The sequence below is a fragment of the Yoonia sp. 208BN28-4 genome (assembly GCF_037543925.1).
Lineage (GTDB): Bacteria > Pseudomonadota > Alphaproteobacteria > Rhodobacterales > Rhodobacteraceae > Yoonia.
On sequence record NZ_JBBIFY010000003.1, the window covers coordinates 403,222 to 419,333 of the forward strand.

The 16,112-nt window shown below is 59.0% G+C and carries 12 protein-coding genes; 8 read left to right on the plus strand and 4 right to left on the minus strand.

Going from position 1 to position 16,112, the window contains the following annotated elements; all coding sequences use genetic code 11:
- The first annotated feature begins 60 nt into the window (after positions 1–60).
- The 3 genes from V8J84_RS12105 to V8J84_RS12115 all read left to right on the plus strand — a co-directional run bounded on the left by V8J84_RS12105 (position 61) and on the right by V8J84_RS12115 (position 4,601).
- The gene (locus tag V8J84_RS12105) at positions 61–2,577 is read left to right on the plus strand and encodes a penicillin-binding protein 1A (protein ID WP_339931460.1); all 2,517 of its coding nucleotides are present in this window, start codon (positions 61–63) and stop codon (positions 2,575–2,577) included.
- Between the two features lie 79 nt (positions 2,578–2,656).
- Positions 2,657–3,784, plus strand: a complete 1,128-nt coding sequence (gene prfB / locus V8J84_RS12110) for a peptide chain release factor 2 (RefSeq protein WP_339931462.1) — start codon at positions 2,657–2,659, stop codon at positions 3,782–3,784.
- 61 nt (positions 3,785–3,845) lie between these two features.
- Positions 3,846–4,601, plus strand: a complete 756-nt coding sequence (locus V8J84_RS12115; RefSeq protein ID WP_339931464.1) for a DUF2189 domain-containing protein — start codon at positions 3,846–3,848, stop codon at positions 4,599–4,601.
- Between the two features lie 52 nt (positions 4,602–4,653).
- On the opposite strand, the gene V8J84_RS12120 is transcribed toward V8J84_RS12115, so the two are convergent.
- From V8J84_RS12120 to bcp, 4 genes are all read right to left on the minus strand, one after another.
- Positions 4,654–5,163, minus strand: a complete 510-nt coding sequence (locus V8J84_RS12120) for a bactofilin family protein (RefSeq protein WP_339931466.1) — start codon at positions 5,161–5,163, stop codon at positions 4,654–4,656.
- The gene (locus tag V8J84_RS12125; protein ID WP_339931468.1) at positions 5,153–6,460 is read right to left on the minus strand and encodes a M23 family metallopeptidase; all 1,308 of its coding nucleotides are present in this window, start codon (positions 6,458–6,460) and stop codon (positions 5,153–5,155) included. The genes V8J84_RS12120 and V8J84_RS12125 overlap by 11 nt, the downstream gene beginning before the upstream one ends.
- 195 nt (positions 6,461–6,655) lie before the next feature.
- The gene (locus tag V8J84_RS12130; RefSeq protein WP_339931470.1) at positions 6,656–7,468 is read right to left on the minus strand and encodes a ferritin-like domain-containing protein; all 813 of its coding nucleotides are present in this window, start codon (positions 7,466–7,468) and stop codon (positions 6,656–6,658) included.
- A 17-nt stretch (positions 7,469–7,485) separates the two neighbouring features.
- The gene (bcp, locus tag V8J84_RS12135; protein WP_339931472.1) at positions 7,486–7,953 is read right to left on the minus strand and encodes a thioredoxin-dependent thiol peroxidase; all 468 of its coding nucleotides are present in this window, start codon (positions 7,951–7,953) and stop codon (positions 7,486–7,488) included.
- 72 nt (positions 7,954–8,025) lie between these two features.
- Here bcp and V8J84_RS12140 point away from each other — a divergent pair, with 72 nt between their 5' ends.
- The 5 genes from V8J84_RS12140 to lpdA all read left to right on the plus strand — a co-directional run bounded on the left by V8J84_RS12140 (position 8,026) and on the right by lpdA (position 16,051).
- Positions 8,026–11,340 (plus strand): YhdP family protein, encoded by a 3,315-nt coding sequence (locus V8J84_RS12140; RefSeq protein ID WP_339931473.1) that lies wholly within the window; start codon positions 8,026–8,028, stop codon positions 11,338–11,340.
- Between the two features lie 2 nt (positions 11,341–11,342).
- Entirely contained in the window at positions 11,343–12,407 is a 1,065-nt protein-coding gene (queA, locus tag V8J84_RS12145) for a tRNA preQ1(34) S-adenosylmethionine ribosyltransferase-isomerase QueA (RefSeq protein ID WP_339931474.1), read from the plus strand.
- A 94-nt stretch (positions 12,408–12,501) separates the two neighbouring features.
- Positions 12,502–13,860, plus strand: a complete 1,359-nt coding sequence (locus tag V8J84_RS12150; RefSeq protein WP_339931476.1) for an MFS transporter — start codon at positions 12,502–12,504, stop codon at positions 13,858–13,860.
- Positions 13,847–14,422: a DUF924 family protein gene (locus V8J84_RS12155; RefSeq protein WP_339931478.1), complete on the plus strand. Its 576-nt coding sequence runs from the start codon at positions 13,847–13,849 to the stop codon at positions 14,420–14,422. The genes V8J84_RS12150 and V8J84_RS12155 overlap by 14 nt, the downstream gene beginning before the upstream one ends.
- Positions 14,423–14,656: 234 nt before the next feature.
- Positions 14,657–16,051: a dihydrolipoyl dehydrogenase gene (gene lpdA, locus V8J84_RS12160; protein WP_339931480.1), complete on the plus strand. Its 1,395-nt coding sequence runs from the start codon at positions 14,657–14,659 to the stop codon at positions 16,049–16,051.
- Positions 16,052–16,112: the final 61 nt, after the last annotated feature.

Consider the following 16,112-nt stretch of genomic DNA (forward strand, 5'->3'; position numbering starts at 1 on the left):
GACCATTGCGGCGCGGCGGCGTATACCAGCCACCAAGCGTTTCATAAGGAACATCAGGCAGTGCTGCGTTTTATCATGTCATTTTTCGGGGGCATCTTTTCGATGCTCACGCTTGGGATCGCAATGGGTGCGCTGGCCCTTGGTGCGATCTTTTATATGTATGGACGCGATCTGCCTTCCTACGAGGTGTTGTCGCAATACACGCCCAAGACCATCAGCCGGATTTATTCGTCCGAGGGGCAGATTATTGATGAATTTGCCACGGAACGGCGTTTGTTCACACCTGCCGAGGAAATCCCCGATCTGGTGAAGCACGCGTTCATTTCTGCCGAAGATAAGAATTTTTATACGCACAACGGCTTTGATGCACGCGGTATGGCTGCGGCTTTTGTCGATGCGGTGCGGTCGCGTGGTGAGGATTTGCGCGGTGCGTCGACGATCACGCAGCAGGTGATGAAGAACTTCCTGCTGGATGGATCGCGATCCGCCGAGCGGAAGATCAAAGAGATCATTCTTGCAGTGCGGATCGAAGGGTCCATGCCGAAAGAGCGTATCCTCGAGCTATACCTGAACGAGATTTTTCTGGGTCAGAATAGCTTTGGCGTGACCGCAGCGGCGCTGACATATTTCAACAAACCGCTGTCCGAGCTGACGGCGGGCGAGGCGGCGTATCTGGCATCATTGCCAAAGTCACCATCAAACCGTCACCCGGTGCGTGAACGCGATACCGCGATTTTCTGGCGCAACAACACCCTGCGCGAGATGTTTGAAAACGGATATATCGACAAGGCGACATATGACGCCGAGCGTGAGGCACCGTTGTTGTCGGTGCAGGGCGGTGACTATGAAAGCTTCCGCTCTGAATTGCCGCCGCGCGATTATTTCACCGACGAAATCCGCCGCCAGCTTAGCCAGAACTTTGGTGAAGAAGAGTTTTTCTCGGGCGGTTTGGCAATCCGCGCCACGGTGGATGCCGAATTGCAGGTTGTTGCGGCCCATGCGCTGCAACGCGCGCTTGAGAATTTTGATCGCGGGCAGGGGCGCTGGCGTGGAACGGGCGAAACCGTGCCTGTTGAAACGCTGGACAACGAAGACGAGTGGCGCGCAGCCCTTCGTGATGTACGAGTGCCGCGTGATATCACGCTTGAGAACCCGTGGTATCCGGCGGTTGTCCTGACGGTTGGCGAGGGCGAGATGGACGTCGGTATCGAAGGCGTTGCCGAGACCGAAGCCGAGCCCACAATCATACCGCGCCGCGATATCGAATGGATGCGCGGCAGCTTTGCCGATAATTTTGAGCGCGGCGATGTCGTGCTGGTCCGGCGCATGACGCAGGACAGTGATGGTGCATTCATTCGCTGGACGCTGCGGCAAGTCCCGGAAGTGCAGGGCGGGTTCATGGCGATGGACGTGAACTCTGGCCGCGTGATCGCGATGCAGGGTGGATTTTCTTACCAGCATTCGGTCTTCAACCGTGCGACACAGGCACAGCGCCAGCCGGGGTCGGCCTTTAAGCCGTTTGTCTACGCCGCTGCACTTGATTCCGGCTATTCGCCAGCGACCATCGTGGTGGACGCGCCAATCGAGATCAACACGCCGCAGGGTGTCTGGCGTCCGCAAAACGCGTCCCGCCAGTTCTATGGCCCCACGCCGTTGCGCACCGGTATCGAACAGTCGCGGAACCTGATGACCATCCGCCTCGCGCAAGAGGTCGGCATGGGCACTATCGCGGAATATGCCGAACGCTTTGGCGTTTACGAGAATATGAACCGCGTGCTGGCTGCATCGCTTGGCTCGGATGAGACCACGCTGTTCAAGATCGTTGCGGCCTACGCCATGTTTGCCAATGGCGGTGAACGGGTTGAACCTACGCTGGTGGACCGTGTGCAGGATCGCTATGGCGACACTGTCTATCGGCACGACCAGCGCAACTGTGTGAACTGCGAGAACCTTGCGCTGGCCGGTGGTGAGGCACCGCGCATCATCACCAACCGTGAACGGGTGATGAACGAAATTACCGCTTATCAGCTGACATCCATGATGCGCGGCGTTGTGGATCGCGGGACGGCGCGGCGCGCGATCAATCAGTCTGTGCCGATCGCTGGTAAAACAGGTACGACAAACGACAGCAAAGACGTCTGGTTTGTCGGCTTTTCCAGCAACATCGTCGCAGGCTGTTATATCGGCTACGATACCCCTCGCACGATGGCGGGCGCGTCCGGTGGCGGCACCTGTGCGCCCGTGTTCAACACCTTTATGACCGAGGCCGTGCGCCGTTTCGGCGGTGGCGCGTTCAACACGCCAGAGGATTGCCAGTTCATCAAGATTGACCGGTTTAGCGGTGCGCGTCTGCCAGACGGCGCAAGTGGTGACAATGTGATCGCTGAATGTTTCCGCCCCGGCGAGGAGCCTGTGTTCGGCATTACCTTTGACGGTGGTTTTGCAATGGCGGGCGATCTGCCGCTGTTTGAAGAGGTCAGCCGCCAGACCCGTCAGGTGCAGACATCAACCGGTGGAACGGCTACGGTTGGCCCCAATGCGTCCTTCGGGTCGCTGTCGTCAGGCGGGCTTTACTAATACCGCTTCTTGCCCGCGCGTGATGCGCGGGCTATCACCCCATTCCAAAGACCACCCCAGCGCCAAAGGGCCATTTGTCATGCGTGCAGAGACACAACAACTTGTAGCGGCCATCGAAAAGTCGCTGACGCTGCTTGCGCAACGGATGGATCGGGATACCGCGTCGCACCGGCTGGAAGAATTCAACGCGCGTGTTGAAGATCCGACCTTGTGGGATGATCCGGCGAATGCACAAAAACTGATGCGCGAACGTCAGATGCTGGTCGATGCGATGGCCGGATACGACGGCATCAAGCAGGACCTGCAGGACAACGTCGACCTGATCGAACTGGGCGAGATGGAAGATGACGCCGAAGTGGTGGCCGAGGCTGAAGCAGCACTTAAGGCGCTTGCCGACAAAGCCGCCGAGAAAGAGCTTGAGGCCCTGCTGAATGGCGAGGCCGACGGCAACGATACCTTCCTTGAGATCAACTCGGGCGCGGGTGGCACCGAAAGCTGTGACTGGGCCAATATGCTGGCGCGGATGTATGTCCGCTGGGCCGAGCGTAAGGGCTACAAGGTCGAGCTTCAGTCCGAAACACCGGGTGAAGAGGCCGGGATCAAGTCTGCCGCCTATAAGATCAGCGGGCAGAACGCCTATGGCTGGCTGAAGTCGGAAAGCGGTGTGCATCGCCTCGTGCGCATCTCGCCGTTTGATAGTGCTGCCAAGCGGCACACGTCTTTTACGTCCGTAAAGGTCTATCCGGTTGTCGACGATAACATCGAGATTGAGGTGAACCCGTCAGATATCCGCATCGACACCTACCGGTCATCCGGCGCGGGCGGTCAGCACGTCAACACGACCGACTCTGCTGTGCGGATCACACACGCGCCGACAGGGATCGTGGTTACCAGTTCTGAAAAATCCCAACACCAGAACCGTGATATCGCGATGAAGGCGCTGAAATCGCGTCTTTATCAGATTGAGCTGGATAAACGCTCTGCCTTGGTCAACGAGGTGCACGAGAATGCGGGCGACGCGGGCTGGGGCAACCAGATCCGGTCGTATGTTTTGCAGCCATATCAGATGGTGAAAGACCTGCGCACCCGGTACGAAACATCGGACACCCAAGGTGTGCTGGATGGTGATCTGGACGGCTTGATGGCGGCCACGCTAGCCATGGACGTGTCAGGGATGAGCCGCGCCGACGCCAATAGCGAAGACTAGGGTCTTGCAATAAATCCACGCTGGCGGCACCCTTATCCCATTGTTGCAAAGGGGTGAGACGATGGCAGAGCAATCGGTTATCACGCGGATCGGGCAAATCGGCTTTACCGATATTGCCGATGTTTTGCGCCTTGGCTTCAACGATTTTCGCAAAGCGCCGCAGTTCGGGCTGTTCTTTAGCGCGGTCTACGTGTTGGGCGGTTTTATCATGCTGTGGCTGGGCGCAGGGCACGTAACATGGACTCTTGCCACGTCGCTTGGCTTTCCATTGTTGGCCCCGTTTGCGGCTGCCGGTCTTTACGAGACAAGCCGCAGACTTGAAACCGGAGAGCCGCTGACGTGGCGCGGGGTTCTGGGTGTCGTCTGGCAAGAGCGCACGCGCCAATTGCCGTGGCTGGGTGCCATCATCGTATTCTACTTTCTGTTCTGGACCTTTCTGGCGCACATGATTTTTGCGCTGTTCATGGGGCTTGGGCCGATGACGAACATCTCGCAAAGCTGGGATATTCTGTGGACGCCGCAAGGGATGACGATGTTGGCCGTCGAGTTTGGGGTGGGGGCCGTGCTCGCGTTTCTGCTTTTTGCCCTGACTGCCGTGAGCCTGCCATTGGTGCTGGACCGTGAAGTTGATTTTGTAACGGCCATGCTGACAAGCCTGCGCTGCGTGTCTGACAATTTGCTGGTGATGCTTGTCTGGGCGATCCTGATCGCCATTGGCACGTTTCTGGCGTTACTGCCCTGGTTCCTCGGGCTTGTGATTTCGCTGCCTTTGTTCGGTCATGCGACGTGGCACATGTATCGCAAACTGGTCGCCTGAAACGAAAAAGGGCGCCGCAAGGGCGCCCGTTTCCAAAATGTTTGACAAGGCGTTAGCCCTGCTGGGATTTGGCTTCCGGCATTTTTGCCTTTGCCTGACCGCCAGTGGACAGCGGATCATCCTGACGCTGCACGGAACCCTCAAAGTGCGCGCCGCTTTCAATCGCGATGGTCTTGTGGATGATATCACCCTCGACCCGTGCGGTGGATGTCAGGCGGACCTTCAGGCCACGCACGCGGCCCACAACGCGGCCATTGACGACAACATCGTCGGCCATCACTTCGCCTTTGACGGTGGCGCCTTCGCCAACTGTCAGCAGGTGCGCGCGGATGTCACCATCAACCTGACCTTCGATCTGGATATCGCCGGTGGTCTTGAGGTTACCAGTGATGTGCAGGTCAGAGGACAGCTGCGATGCGGCAGGCTTTGCCTTTGGGGGCGAGGCCTTGAAATCGCTTGATGCAGGGGCTGGCGCAGGCTTTGCGGAAGCGGTCGCATCTGCTTTGGGTGCGGTATCGCCGGCTTTTGGGCCAGGCTCATTGATTTTGCTTTTAGAAAACATCTTGTCCAGCTCTTATGTAAGTCATTGGATTGACGGGAGTGCCGCCGACGCGGATCTCATAGTGAAGGTGCGGTCCGGTCGACCGTCCGGAATTCCCCATATCACCAATCCGCTGTCCGCGCGAGACCCTTTGTCCGACAGACACGCGCATCGAGTTGAGGTGGGCGTAGCGTGTCTCGATCCCGAACTCGTGCTGGATCTTGATCAGACGGCCATAACCGGATGACCAGCCAGCACTGGTGACGACGCCATCAGCCGTAGCATAGATGGGTGTGCCAATGGGTGCGGCGAAGTCGGTGCCTGCATGCAAGCGCCCCCAACGTTGACCGAAGCCGGATGTAAAGCGGAAGGCTGCTTTGACGGGTGTGTCAAAAGGCGCGCGCTCTGCGGCGATACGGTAAAGGTTGATGCGATCCATCGACGATAGGATGCCATTGGCACGCGCCGCATCAGGATCGGGTGCACCGCCACGTGTCGAGAATTGCAGCGGGGTAAGGGGGCCGCCCTGACCGGAATAGCCACGGCGCACCTGCGCCAGGAGGTTGTCAGGGTTCATGCCGGCGGCGCGGAACATGTCGTCAAGCGGTTCAACCGACACCAGCATCGCTTCTTCAAGCTGGCGGAAAATCTCGTCGTTCTTTTCTTGCAACAGGCGCAGTTCAAGCTCTGTCTCGGCTGCGTGATCCAGTGCAAAGCGGGCGTCTGACGCGATCGAATCGCGCTCTGCGGCTGTTTCGGCAAGGGCTGTTGCCAGCAGGTCGACGGTGCTGTTGGCTTCGGCGGAAAGCGTGGCTGCCGCTGTGCCGTTCGGATCGTCGGCCATCAACGCCAGCTGGTCGCGGGCGTCTTCACGTTCGCGCATCGTGTTGCGCAGGGTGGCCTGAACAACTTCCAGACCTGTCTCAAGCTCGCGGCGCTGATCTTCGGATCGCAGCAATTCCGACTGCATCATCGAAATCTGCTCAAGCGCGGAGGAAAAACGCTCTTGCGCTGCGACAGCTTCTTCCGCGCGGTTGTCGCGCTCGGCCGACAGGGCATTGAGGCGGTTTTCGTAGATCATCTGGTCCCGCTCGGCTTGCGCGCGGAAGTTGCCGGACCCGATGCTGTCCATCAGCAGGATCGCGGTTGCGATGATAGTCCAGGCAACAAGTGCCGTCGCCCCGGCCCATGCTACCAGCTGCGTTTCGGATTTGAGGCGAATGAATCGCGTCTCAGTATCAGATCGCAGGAAAAGGCGCTTTTCTGGAAAGTGCCGTTCAAGAAATGCGTGTAGTCGCGTTGTCAGCCGTGAGCGCACGTAAAATACCTCTGTCCCGTCCCGTAAACCAGCGGCAGGTTCCCACGCCTTTGGCGCCGCTGAGCGTCTTGTTAGTGGACCTGCGACTTTGCAGCAACAAATAATCCTTATTTGATTGCTATAACGGCGGGTTAAGCCTGTTTTGGGCGGGTTTCTGCCGACCGATTCGCGTCAAGAGTGACATGCCGCCGCAGTTCAGCGGCCCTGATTGGCCAGAGGCCAGTAGAAATCAGGGGGAATCCCCGCCTCGGCGCGCTTTTCTTCATTGAAGGGCGGACGCAGCGTGCTGTGGAAATATCGCCCGACGAGATCGTGAAATGTGGGTGTCGGATCAAGCCCGTCGCGGCCACACAGATAATGAAACCATTTTGACCCGTAGGCGACGTGGTGCACCTCATCGGCATAGATCTCGTCCAGTGCGGCGACCGCGTCGTGGGCTTTGGCCTGTTTGAACAGCTTGATCATGCCGGGCGTGACATCCAGCCCGCGCGCCTCGAGCACCATAGGGACGACGGCAAGACGGCCCATCAGATCGGCTGTGGTATCGGACGCGGCGCGCCACATGCCAGCGTGGGCTGGTAATGCGCCGTAGTGGCTGCCAGCGGTTTCGAGGCAGTCGCACATCAGGTTGAAGTGCTTTGATTCCTCGTCTGCCGCTTTGACCCAGTCGTCGTAGAAACCAATGGGAAAGCGTGTATCGGTGAAGCGCGCGATTAAGTCCCAGTGCAGATCAACGGCGTTCAGCTCAATATGCGCTACGGCATGCATCATCGCGATGCGCCCTTCCGGCGTGCCGGGTTTGCGCACGGGCACGTCGCGCGGTTCAAGCAGCGCAGGGGTGTCTGGTCGTGCTGGCATGTCAGGGGGCGTTGCCGCGCCAATGTCGGGGGTCTGTCCGGCAGCCCGCGCGTCGCGCCATTGGGCTGCATAGTGGCGCGACAGTGCCGTTTTTTCACGTCCATCAGCTGTGCGCAGAACATCGCACGCCATTTCAGCCAATGGTTTCATGTGTTTAATCCCTGCTATTAAAGCGACTTCACGGCGTCCAGAACCGCATCCACGTGGCCGGGCACCTTCACCTTGCGCCAGACCTGCGCAATCTTGCCGCTTTCATCAATCAAAAACGTCGCCCGTTCGATCCCCATGTAGGTTTTGCCATACATGTTCTTTTCCACCCACGTGCCATATCGTTCGCAGACGTCGCCGTCCTCGTCAGACAACAGGGGGATGCCAAGTTCGTATTTGGCACGGAATTTGGCGTGCTTTGCGACAGTATCTTTTGACACGCCCCAGACAGTTGCGCCCGCAGCGGCGAAGTCTTCCAGCGCTTCGGTAAAGCCGATCGCCTCTTTCGTGCAGCCGGGGGTGTCGTCCTTGGGGTAGAAATAGACGACGACCTTTTTGCCCTGCATATCCGACAGATTGGCAAGATCGCCTGTGTCGGTTGGCAGATTGATGGCCGGGGCGGGATCGCCAGCAACAGGTGCGGTCATGGTTTTGTCCTTTCATGCTTTGTTGGTTTTGTTTTAGGTCGCAACGCGCAAAGATAAACCCATGCCAGCCTGATGAGCGTGATGACAGACGAAACTTCCACGACAGATGCGCCAGAAACCGATGCCGCGCAGGTAACTGCCGCGCCGGTCAAACGGGGCCGTCATGTGATGTGGCACGGTCTGCGTGTGGTGTGGTTGCTGGCGTTTTTGCCTGTCGTTTTCGCGCTGATCGCGGCGGTGATGCTGATCGAAAGGGATATTTCTGCGCCGAGCTGGATCAAATCCCGCGTGGCTGCGGCTGCGTCCGATGTGCTTGGCGGTGACGTGAGCTTTGGCGAGATTTACGTCAATATCGGGCGCGATCTGCATCCGACGGTCAAGCTGGTCAATACATCTGTCACAGATGCCAATGGCGCTAGGATCGCGCGAATTGCCCAGATCAGCGGGCTGATGTCGCCGCGCGGGCTTGTGTTCCAGCAAGAGGTTCTGATGCAGAATATCACGCTGTCGGGCGCGCGGATCGATTTGCAGCGCAACGCCAATGGCAGTGTCGCACTTTCGTTTGGTGAGGGGAGTGCCGCTGGCGCACAGCAGGCCGGACGGCTGACAGGTCTGCTGGATCAGGCGGATCAGGTGCTTGAACAGCCGGGCTTTGCCGCGTTGGAAACGATTCGTGCGGAGAATCTTATCGTGGACTACACCGATTTGCGGGCCGGTCGGCGCTGGACGGTGGATGGCGGCACGCTCACGCTTGATCTGCGCGATGCGCGCACCGAACTGCGTGCAGACGTGGCCCTTTTGTCAGGCGGGGCCGGTGTCACGACGCTGGTGCTGAATTACGCCAGCCCCCGTGGCACCCGCGCGGCCGATTTGGGGCTGAGCATCACCGGCGCGGTTGCCGCTGATATTGCCACCCAATCGCCCGCTCTAAGCTGGCTGGGCGATGTGGACGCGCCATTGTCGGCAACCCTGCGCACGACGCTTGACGATAGCGGAGAGCTTGGCCCGCTGAGTGCGACGCTGGAAATGGGGGAGGGTGTCTTGCAGCCCAATGCCGCCACCGCGCCCATCGCGTTTGACAGTGCAAAGATGTATTTGGTTCTGGACAGCCAGAAAGACCAGATCCGGTTCGATCAGGTCGAAGTGGCCAGCAGTCTGGGGTCTTTTACCGCCACAGGACAAGCGTTTCTGGGGCCGGAACTGAACGGCCTTCCGCAATCGCTGGTGGGGCAACTGGCCTTTCGCGACCTTGATTTGCGGCCCTCTGACGCCTTGGCGGCACCGCTGGATTATGACGCAGCACAGGTTGACCTGCGACTGAACCTTGAGCCGTTTTCAGTTGATATCGGGCAGTTTTATCTGGAAGGCACCGATCTGACTGTGCATGGCAACGGGTCCGTCGCGGCAACCGATGCCGGATGGCGCGTGGCCTTGGATGTGCAAAGCCCGGCGCTTTTGCAGACTGATGTGCTGGCGCTGTGGCCTTTGGATGTGCAGCCGTGGTTGCGCGGCTGGATCACGGACAATCTGGATGTGGGTGCGCTGACGGATTTGTATGTGGCGCTACGGTCTTACCCCGATCAGGATGTGCAGCTGTCGGGTCATTTCGGGTTTGACCGCGCCAGCGTGCGCTACTTGCCGGACATGCCGCAGATCACCGATGCCAGCGGGATCATGAATTTTGGCGGGCCGCAGTTTGCGGTCAGTCTGGATCAGGGCAGGGTGACACCCCCCGAAGGCGGTGTGCTGAACGTCGCGGGATCGACCTTTGCTATTACGGACACGCTGGCAGAACCGGCCCCGGCCACTTTGGATTTGCGCATTTCGGGGTCAATGGCGGCCTCTATGTCGTTGATTGACCAACCACCGTTTTTATACGCCGACTGGCTGGGTATCCCCATCGCCTTCGCTGAGGGGCGCGCGCAGACGCGGGTGCAGGTGGACATGCCGATGACCTCTGAGGTGTTGCCGGAGCAAATCCGCTACCAGATAGATGCCACGATTGAGGATTTCAGTTCTGACTGGATTGTCACGGGCAGCAGCCTGAGCGCGGACAGGCTGGTGATGGCGATGGACAATGCGGGCATGTCGGTTACCGGTGACGCGCTTTTTGCGGGCATTCCTGTCAGCGGCGTGTGGCGCCAACCCTTTGCGCCCGGATCAAGCAGCACCGTTTCAGCTGATATGACGCTGTCGCAGGCCACGCTTGATGCCTTTGACGTGGCCTTACCGCCGGGATCGATCACCGGACGCGGACCTGCGGACCTAGATTTGACGATCAATCCCAGAGGATCAATCAACTACCGCGTCACATCCAACCTGCGCGGCGTGGGCGTTTCGGTTCCGGCTTTGGGATGGTCGAAGGGGCGTAACAGTGCTGCAGATTTCCGGCTGGTCGGCACGCTGGGCAATACCACCACGATCGACCGGATCGCAATCAACGGCGACGGGCTTGAAGCGGATGGGCGGATCGTGCTGAACCGTGACGGCAGCCTTGATCGGGCGGTATTCAGCAAACTGCGGGTTGGGAACTGGTTGAACGCGCCTGTGACGTTGCGCGGGCGTGGAGGCAACCGCGCGTTTGCCGTGGCGATCCAGGGCGGCGCGCTTGATTTACGGCGTGCCGACTTTGGCGGAGAGGGCGATGGGGGGCCGCTCACCATTGCACTGGACCGCTTGCAAATCACCGACGATCTGGCGCTGACACGCTTTGCCGGTGAATTTGACGGTGGCGGCGGGCTTTCGGGCACTTTCACCGCGCTGTTGAACGGCGAGGCGGCTGTTGCGGGCACGATTGCACCGCAGAACGGCGGGTCGGCGGTGCGGATCAGGTCAGACAACGCGGGTGATGTGATCCGTGCCGCAGGTCTGGCGGCCAACGCGGTGGGTGGCACGCTTGATCTGGGGCTGGTGCCAACTGGCGCCACGGGCACATATGACGGCACCATCGCAATCCGGCGCATCCGTGTGCGCGATGCGCCTGCTATGGCCGCCTTGCTGGATGCGGTCAGTGTTGTTGGCGCATTGCAGCAGTTGGATGGACAGGGACTGGCCTTTGAAGATGTCGACGCGCGGTTCCGACTGACCCCCAACCAGTTGATCCTGACGCAATCAAGTGCGGTCGGGGCAGGGCTTGGCATCTCGCTTGACGGGATTTACACGCTCGCCAACGGAGCGATGGATTTTCAGGGCGTGATCTCGCCGTTCTATCTGCTTAATGGCATCGGGTCTGTTCTGACCCGTCAGGGGGAAGGCTTGATCGGCTTTAACTTTAATCTTTACGGCAATGCGGACGCACCGCAGCTGAGCGTAAACCCGTTCTCGGCGCTGACCCCGGGCATGTTCCGCGAGATTTTCCGCCGTCCACCGCCTGAGGTGACGCAATGACGATGGGTGCGAAACCTGCGGGCAAGCTGTCGGACTTCGACTTTGACCTGCCAGATGACCTGATTGCCGTGCGCCCCGCAAAGCCGCGGTCGTCATCGCGGTTATTGCTGGCGCAAGGCGGGGGGATCACTGATCGCCACGTCTATGATTTGCCCGATATGCTGCGCCCCGGTGACCGTCTGGTGCTGAATGACACCAAGGTTATTCCGGCGCGATTGACTGGCGTGCGACACCGGCCAAGCGCCGATGGCGCAGGTGCGGCCCGGATTGAGGCGACATTGCTGGACCCCCGCGCAGATGGCACGTGGGGCGCGCTGATCAAGCCGCTGCGCAAGGTGCGCGATGGTGAAGTGATCGTCTTTTCGGATGATCTTTCCGCAACGGTGACAGGCCGCGATGATGGTCAGGCCACGCTGTCCTTCAACCTTACGGGCGACGATTTTGACGCAGCCTTGAACGCGGTGGGTGCTATGCCTTTACCGCCATATATCGCCGCAAAACGACCAGCGGACGAGGCGGACAAGGAAGATTACCAAACCTATTGGGCGGCCCGCACGGGTGCCGTTGCAGCGCCAACGGCGTCGCTACATTTTGACGGGCCGCTTCTGGAGAAACTGGCAGCCATGGGTGTGACCTTTACCCACGTTACCCTGCATGTTGGTGCGGGCACGTTCCTGCCGGTCAAGGTTGATGACATCGCCGATCATAAAATGCATGCCGAATGGGGTGAGGTCAGCCAAAAGGCCGCTGACGAGATTAACGCCACCAAGGCCGCGGGCGGTCGCGTCATTCCGGTTGGCACCACGGCGTTACGCCTGATCGAAAGTGCCGCGACGGATACTGGCCTTGGTCCTTGGCGCGGAGAGACGGATATCTTCATCACACCGGGATTCGCGTTTCGGGTGGCTGACGGGCTGATGACCAACTTCCACCTGCCTAAATCAACACTGATGATGCTTGTCTCCGCCCTGATGGGACGGGACCGGATCATGGAGATTTACGACCACGCAATTGCGGAGCGATATCGTTTCTTTTCGTACGGGGATTCTTCACTTCTGCTGCCCTAACGTCGGGACGGACACGGATTTGTCGTTTGTCACCTAGACGGGCGCAAATCGCGGGCGTAGGTGCGCCAAAAGTGCAAGCGCGAAAGGCTGCGTTATGATCTCGGTATTCAAAGGCTCCTGGCCGCTTTATCTGGGCATGTTCATGCTGATGGTGGGCAACGGCCTGCAAGGCACGCTGCTTGGTTTGCGCGCGGATGTAGAAGGGTTTTCGACCTTCGCAATCTCGATTGTGATGTCGGCCTATTTTCTTGGATTTCTCTTCGGCTCGCGCCTGACACCCAAGCTGATCAGGGCGGTTGGACACGTGCGCGTGTTTGCGGCCCTCGGATCAATGGTGTCGGCGGTTCTGATCCTTTATCCCACGCTGGTAGATCCGATTGCGTGGACGGTGGGGCGCGTCATTATCGGGTTCTGCTTTTGCGGCGTCTATATCACGGCGGAAAGCTGGCTGAATGATGCGGCGACCAACGAAACGCGTGGCCTGTCGCTGTCGATCTACATGATCGTCCAGATGGGCGGCATCGTTTTGGCGCAGTATATTGTCAGCCTTGGTGACGTGTCCGGCTTTGTCCTGTTTATTATTCCGTCGGTTTTCGTGTCTCTGGCCTTTGCCCCGATCCTGCTGGTCAAACGTACGCAACCCGAGTTTGGACAAACGAAACCCATGTCGGTTCCTGATCTGGTGCGCGCATCACCGCTGGCCAGTGTCGGAATGTTCCTGATGGGCGGGGTGTTTGCGGCCCAGTTCGGGATGTCGGCGGTCTATGCGTCGCGTGTGGGGTTGTCGGTCGCCGAAGTTTCGCTGTTTGTCTCCGCGATCTACATATCCGCATTGATCCTGCAATTTCCCATCGGCTGGCTGTCGGACCGCATTGACCGCCGCCTGCTGATTATCGGTGTGTCGATCATCGGCGGGGCGGGGAGTTTTATCGCGCTGATGTCCGAAAGCCTTTGGCCGATTGTCATCAGCGGCGCCATCGTGGGCGGCATGTCAAACCCGCTTTATGCGCTGCTGATCGCCTACGCCAACGACTACCTTGAGAAAGACGATATGGCGGCCGCGTCAGGTGGTTTGTTGTTCGTCAACGGGGTGGGGGCCATTGCGGGCCCGCTGTTCCTTGGCTGGATGATGGAGACCATCGGCAACTGGGGCTATTGGGCGTTTCTGGCGGCCCTTCAGATCGGGATCGCGTGCTACGCGGTTTTCCGGATGACGCGCCGTTCGCGGACAGACTTCGAGATCGAAAATGCGCCTTACGTGCCACTTGCGGCCTCTGGTACGGCTGTCGCGGCGGAGTTCGCGCAAGAGGTTTATCTTGATACCGAATATTATGAGCATAAAACTTATGATGAGTTTGCCGAGGAAGCCGAAGCTGACACAGACGAGACAGCCCAAGCCGAAGACGCCACACTGACCCAAACCACGCAGGAGCCTTCGGATGCGCAGCGTTGAAGAAATCAACCGGTTCTGGTTGGAAGAGACCGGCCCGAAGGGGTGGTATGAACAAAGCGATGCGCTGGATACAAAGATCACCGATATGTTCCGCGACACCTGGGAAGAGGCGCGTGAGGGGGCTTGCGGCTTGTGGTTGACAGACCGGCACGGCGCGATGGCCTATCTGATCCTGACCGATCAATTCCCGCGCAATATGTTTCGCGGGCAGGGCAAGGCATTTGCCACAGACGGAAATGCGCGGGCGGCTGCAAAGGTGGCGATTGATCGCAAGTGGGATTTGCAGTGGGAGGAACCGGCACGCCAGTTCTTTTATCTGCCACTGATGCATTCAGAAAGCCTTGTGGATCAGGATCGTTGCGTGCGTCTGGTGCGCGACCGGATGCCGGAAACGGGTAACAGCACGCTGCTACACGCGCGCGCCCACCGCCGCGTGATCCGCGCCCATGGCCGCTTTCCCTTCCGCAACGAAGCCTTGGGGCGTGACGACACGGCAGCCGAAAAGGCATTTATGGCCGAGGGTGCCTATGGTGCGATCGTGCGGGAATTACAGGCCGAATAGCCTGTGATAATAATTGGATAGCAGTCTGTCGGATTGAGACATCGATCCAGCTGCGAAACGAACGATAAGTGTCCCGAGTGTCAGGGCCTGCACGGTAATGTGGGTTGCTATGACCAGTTGAAGGGCCGTGCGCTGCGTTGCACCCAGCGGTTAGCTGGCATGACCCAAGGTCACTGGCGATCCTGCTGAAAGTAGTTTAACACTCAACTAGTTTTACCTTCGGAGGATACTGGCATGGCCGCGACAAGTTTTGACCTGATTGTAATTGGTGCCGGACCGGGCGGCTATGTAGCTGCCATTCGCGCCTCCCAGCTTGGTCAGAAGGTTGCGATTGTCGAACGCGAGCATCTGGGCGGCATCTGCCTGAACTGGGGCTGTATCCCCACCAAGGCCATGTTGCGCACGTCCGAGGTGTTCCACCTCATGCACCGCGCCAAGGAATTTGGCCTGAAGGCGGATAACATCGGCTATGATCTTGATGCTGTCGTGAAGCGGTCGCGCAATGTTGCAGGTCAGCTGTCGGGCGGCATCGGCCACCTGATGAAAAAGAACAAGGTCACCGTCTTTATGGGCGAGGCGACGATCCCTGCCAAAGGCAAGGTGTCGGTGAAGACCGAGAAGGGCACAGAAGAGCTGACGGCAAAGAACATCATCCTTGCTACGGGTGCGCGTGCACGCGAATTGCCGGGGCTTGAGGCGGATGGCGATCTGGTCTGGATGTATAAAGACGCGCTGACGCCCAAGCGGATGCCCAAGAAGCTGCTGGTCATCGGGTCGGGCGCAATTGGCATCGAATTTGCCAGCTTCTACAACACGTTGGGCGCTGACACGACTGTGGTCGAGGTCATGGACCGCGTGCTGCCTGTCGAGGACGAGGAGATCTCCAAGTTCGCGAAAAAGCAGTTCGAAAAGCAGGGCATGAAGATCATGCAAAAGGCGATGGTCAAGCAGCTTGACCGCGGCAAAGGCAAGGTCACCGCGCATATCGAAGTGGGCGGTAAAGTTGAGAAGCACGAGTTTGATACTGTGATTTCCGCGGTCGGCATCGTCGGCAACGTCGAAGGCTTGGGTTTGGAAGAGTTGGGCGTGAAGATCGACCGCACTCACGTTGTGACAGACGAATACTGCCGCACAGGCGTGGACGGTCTGTTCGCTATCGGTGACATCGCAGGCGCCCCATGGCTGGCGCACAAGGCGTCGCACGAAGGTGTCATGGTGGCTGAATTGATCGCAGGCGGGCATCCGCACCCTGTGAAGCCAGAAAGCATCGCAGGCTGCACCTATTGCCATCCTCAGGTTGCCTCTGTCGGCTTCACCGAGGCGAAGGCCAAGGAGCTGGGCTATGACGTGAAGGTCGGGCGTTTCCCCTTCATCGGGAATGGTAAGGCGATTGCTTTGGGTGAGCCTGAGGGCATGATCAAAACGGTGTTTGACGCCAAAACGGGCGAGCTTCTGGGCGCACACATGGTTGGCGCGGAAGTGACTGAACTGATCCAGGGCTATGTCGTGGGCCGCCAGTTGGAGACCACCGAAGAAGACCTGATGGCCACCGTCTTCCCACACCCGACACTGTCGGAAATGATGCACGAAAGCGTGCTGGATGCTTACGGGCGCGTGATCCACATGTGATGTACGCGAGAGCGTAATATAAGGAAGGGGCGGTGCACGTGATGTGCACCGCCCCTTTTTT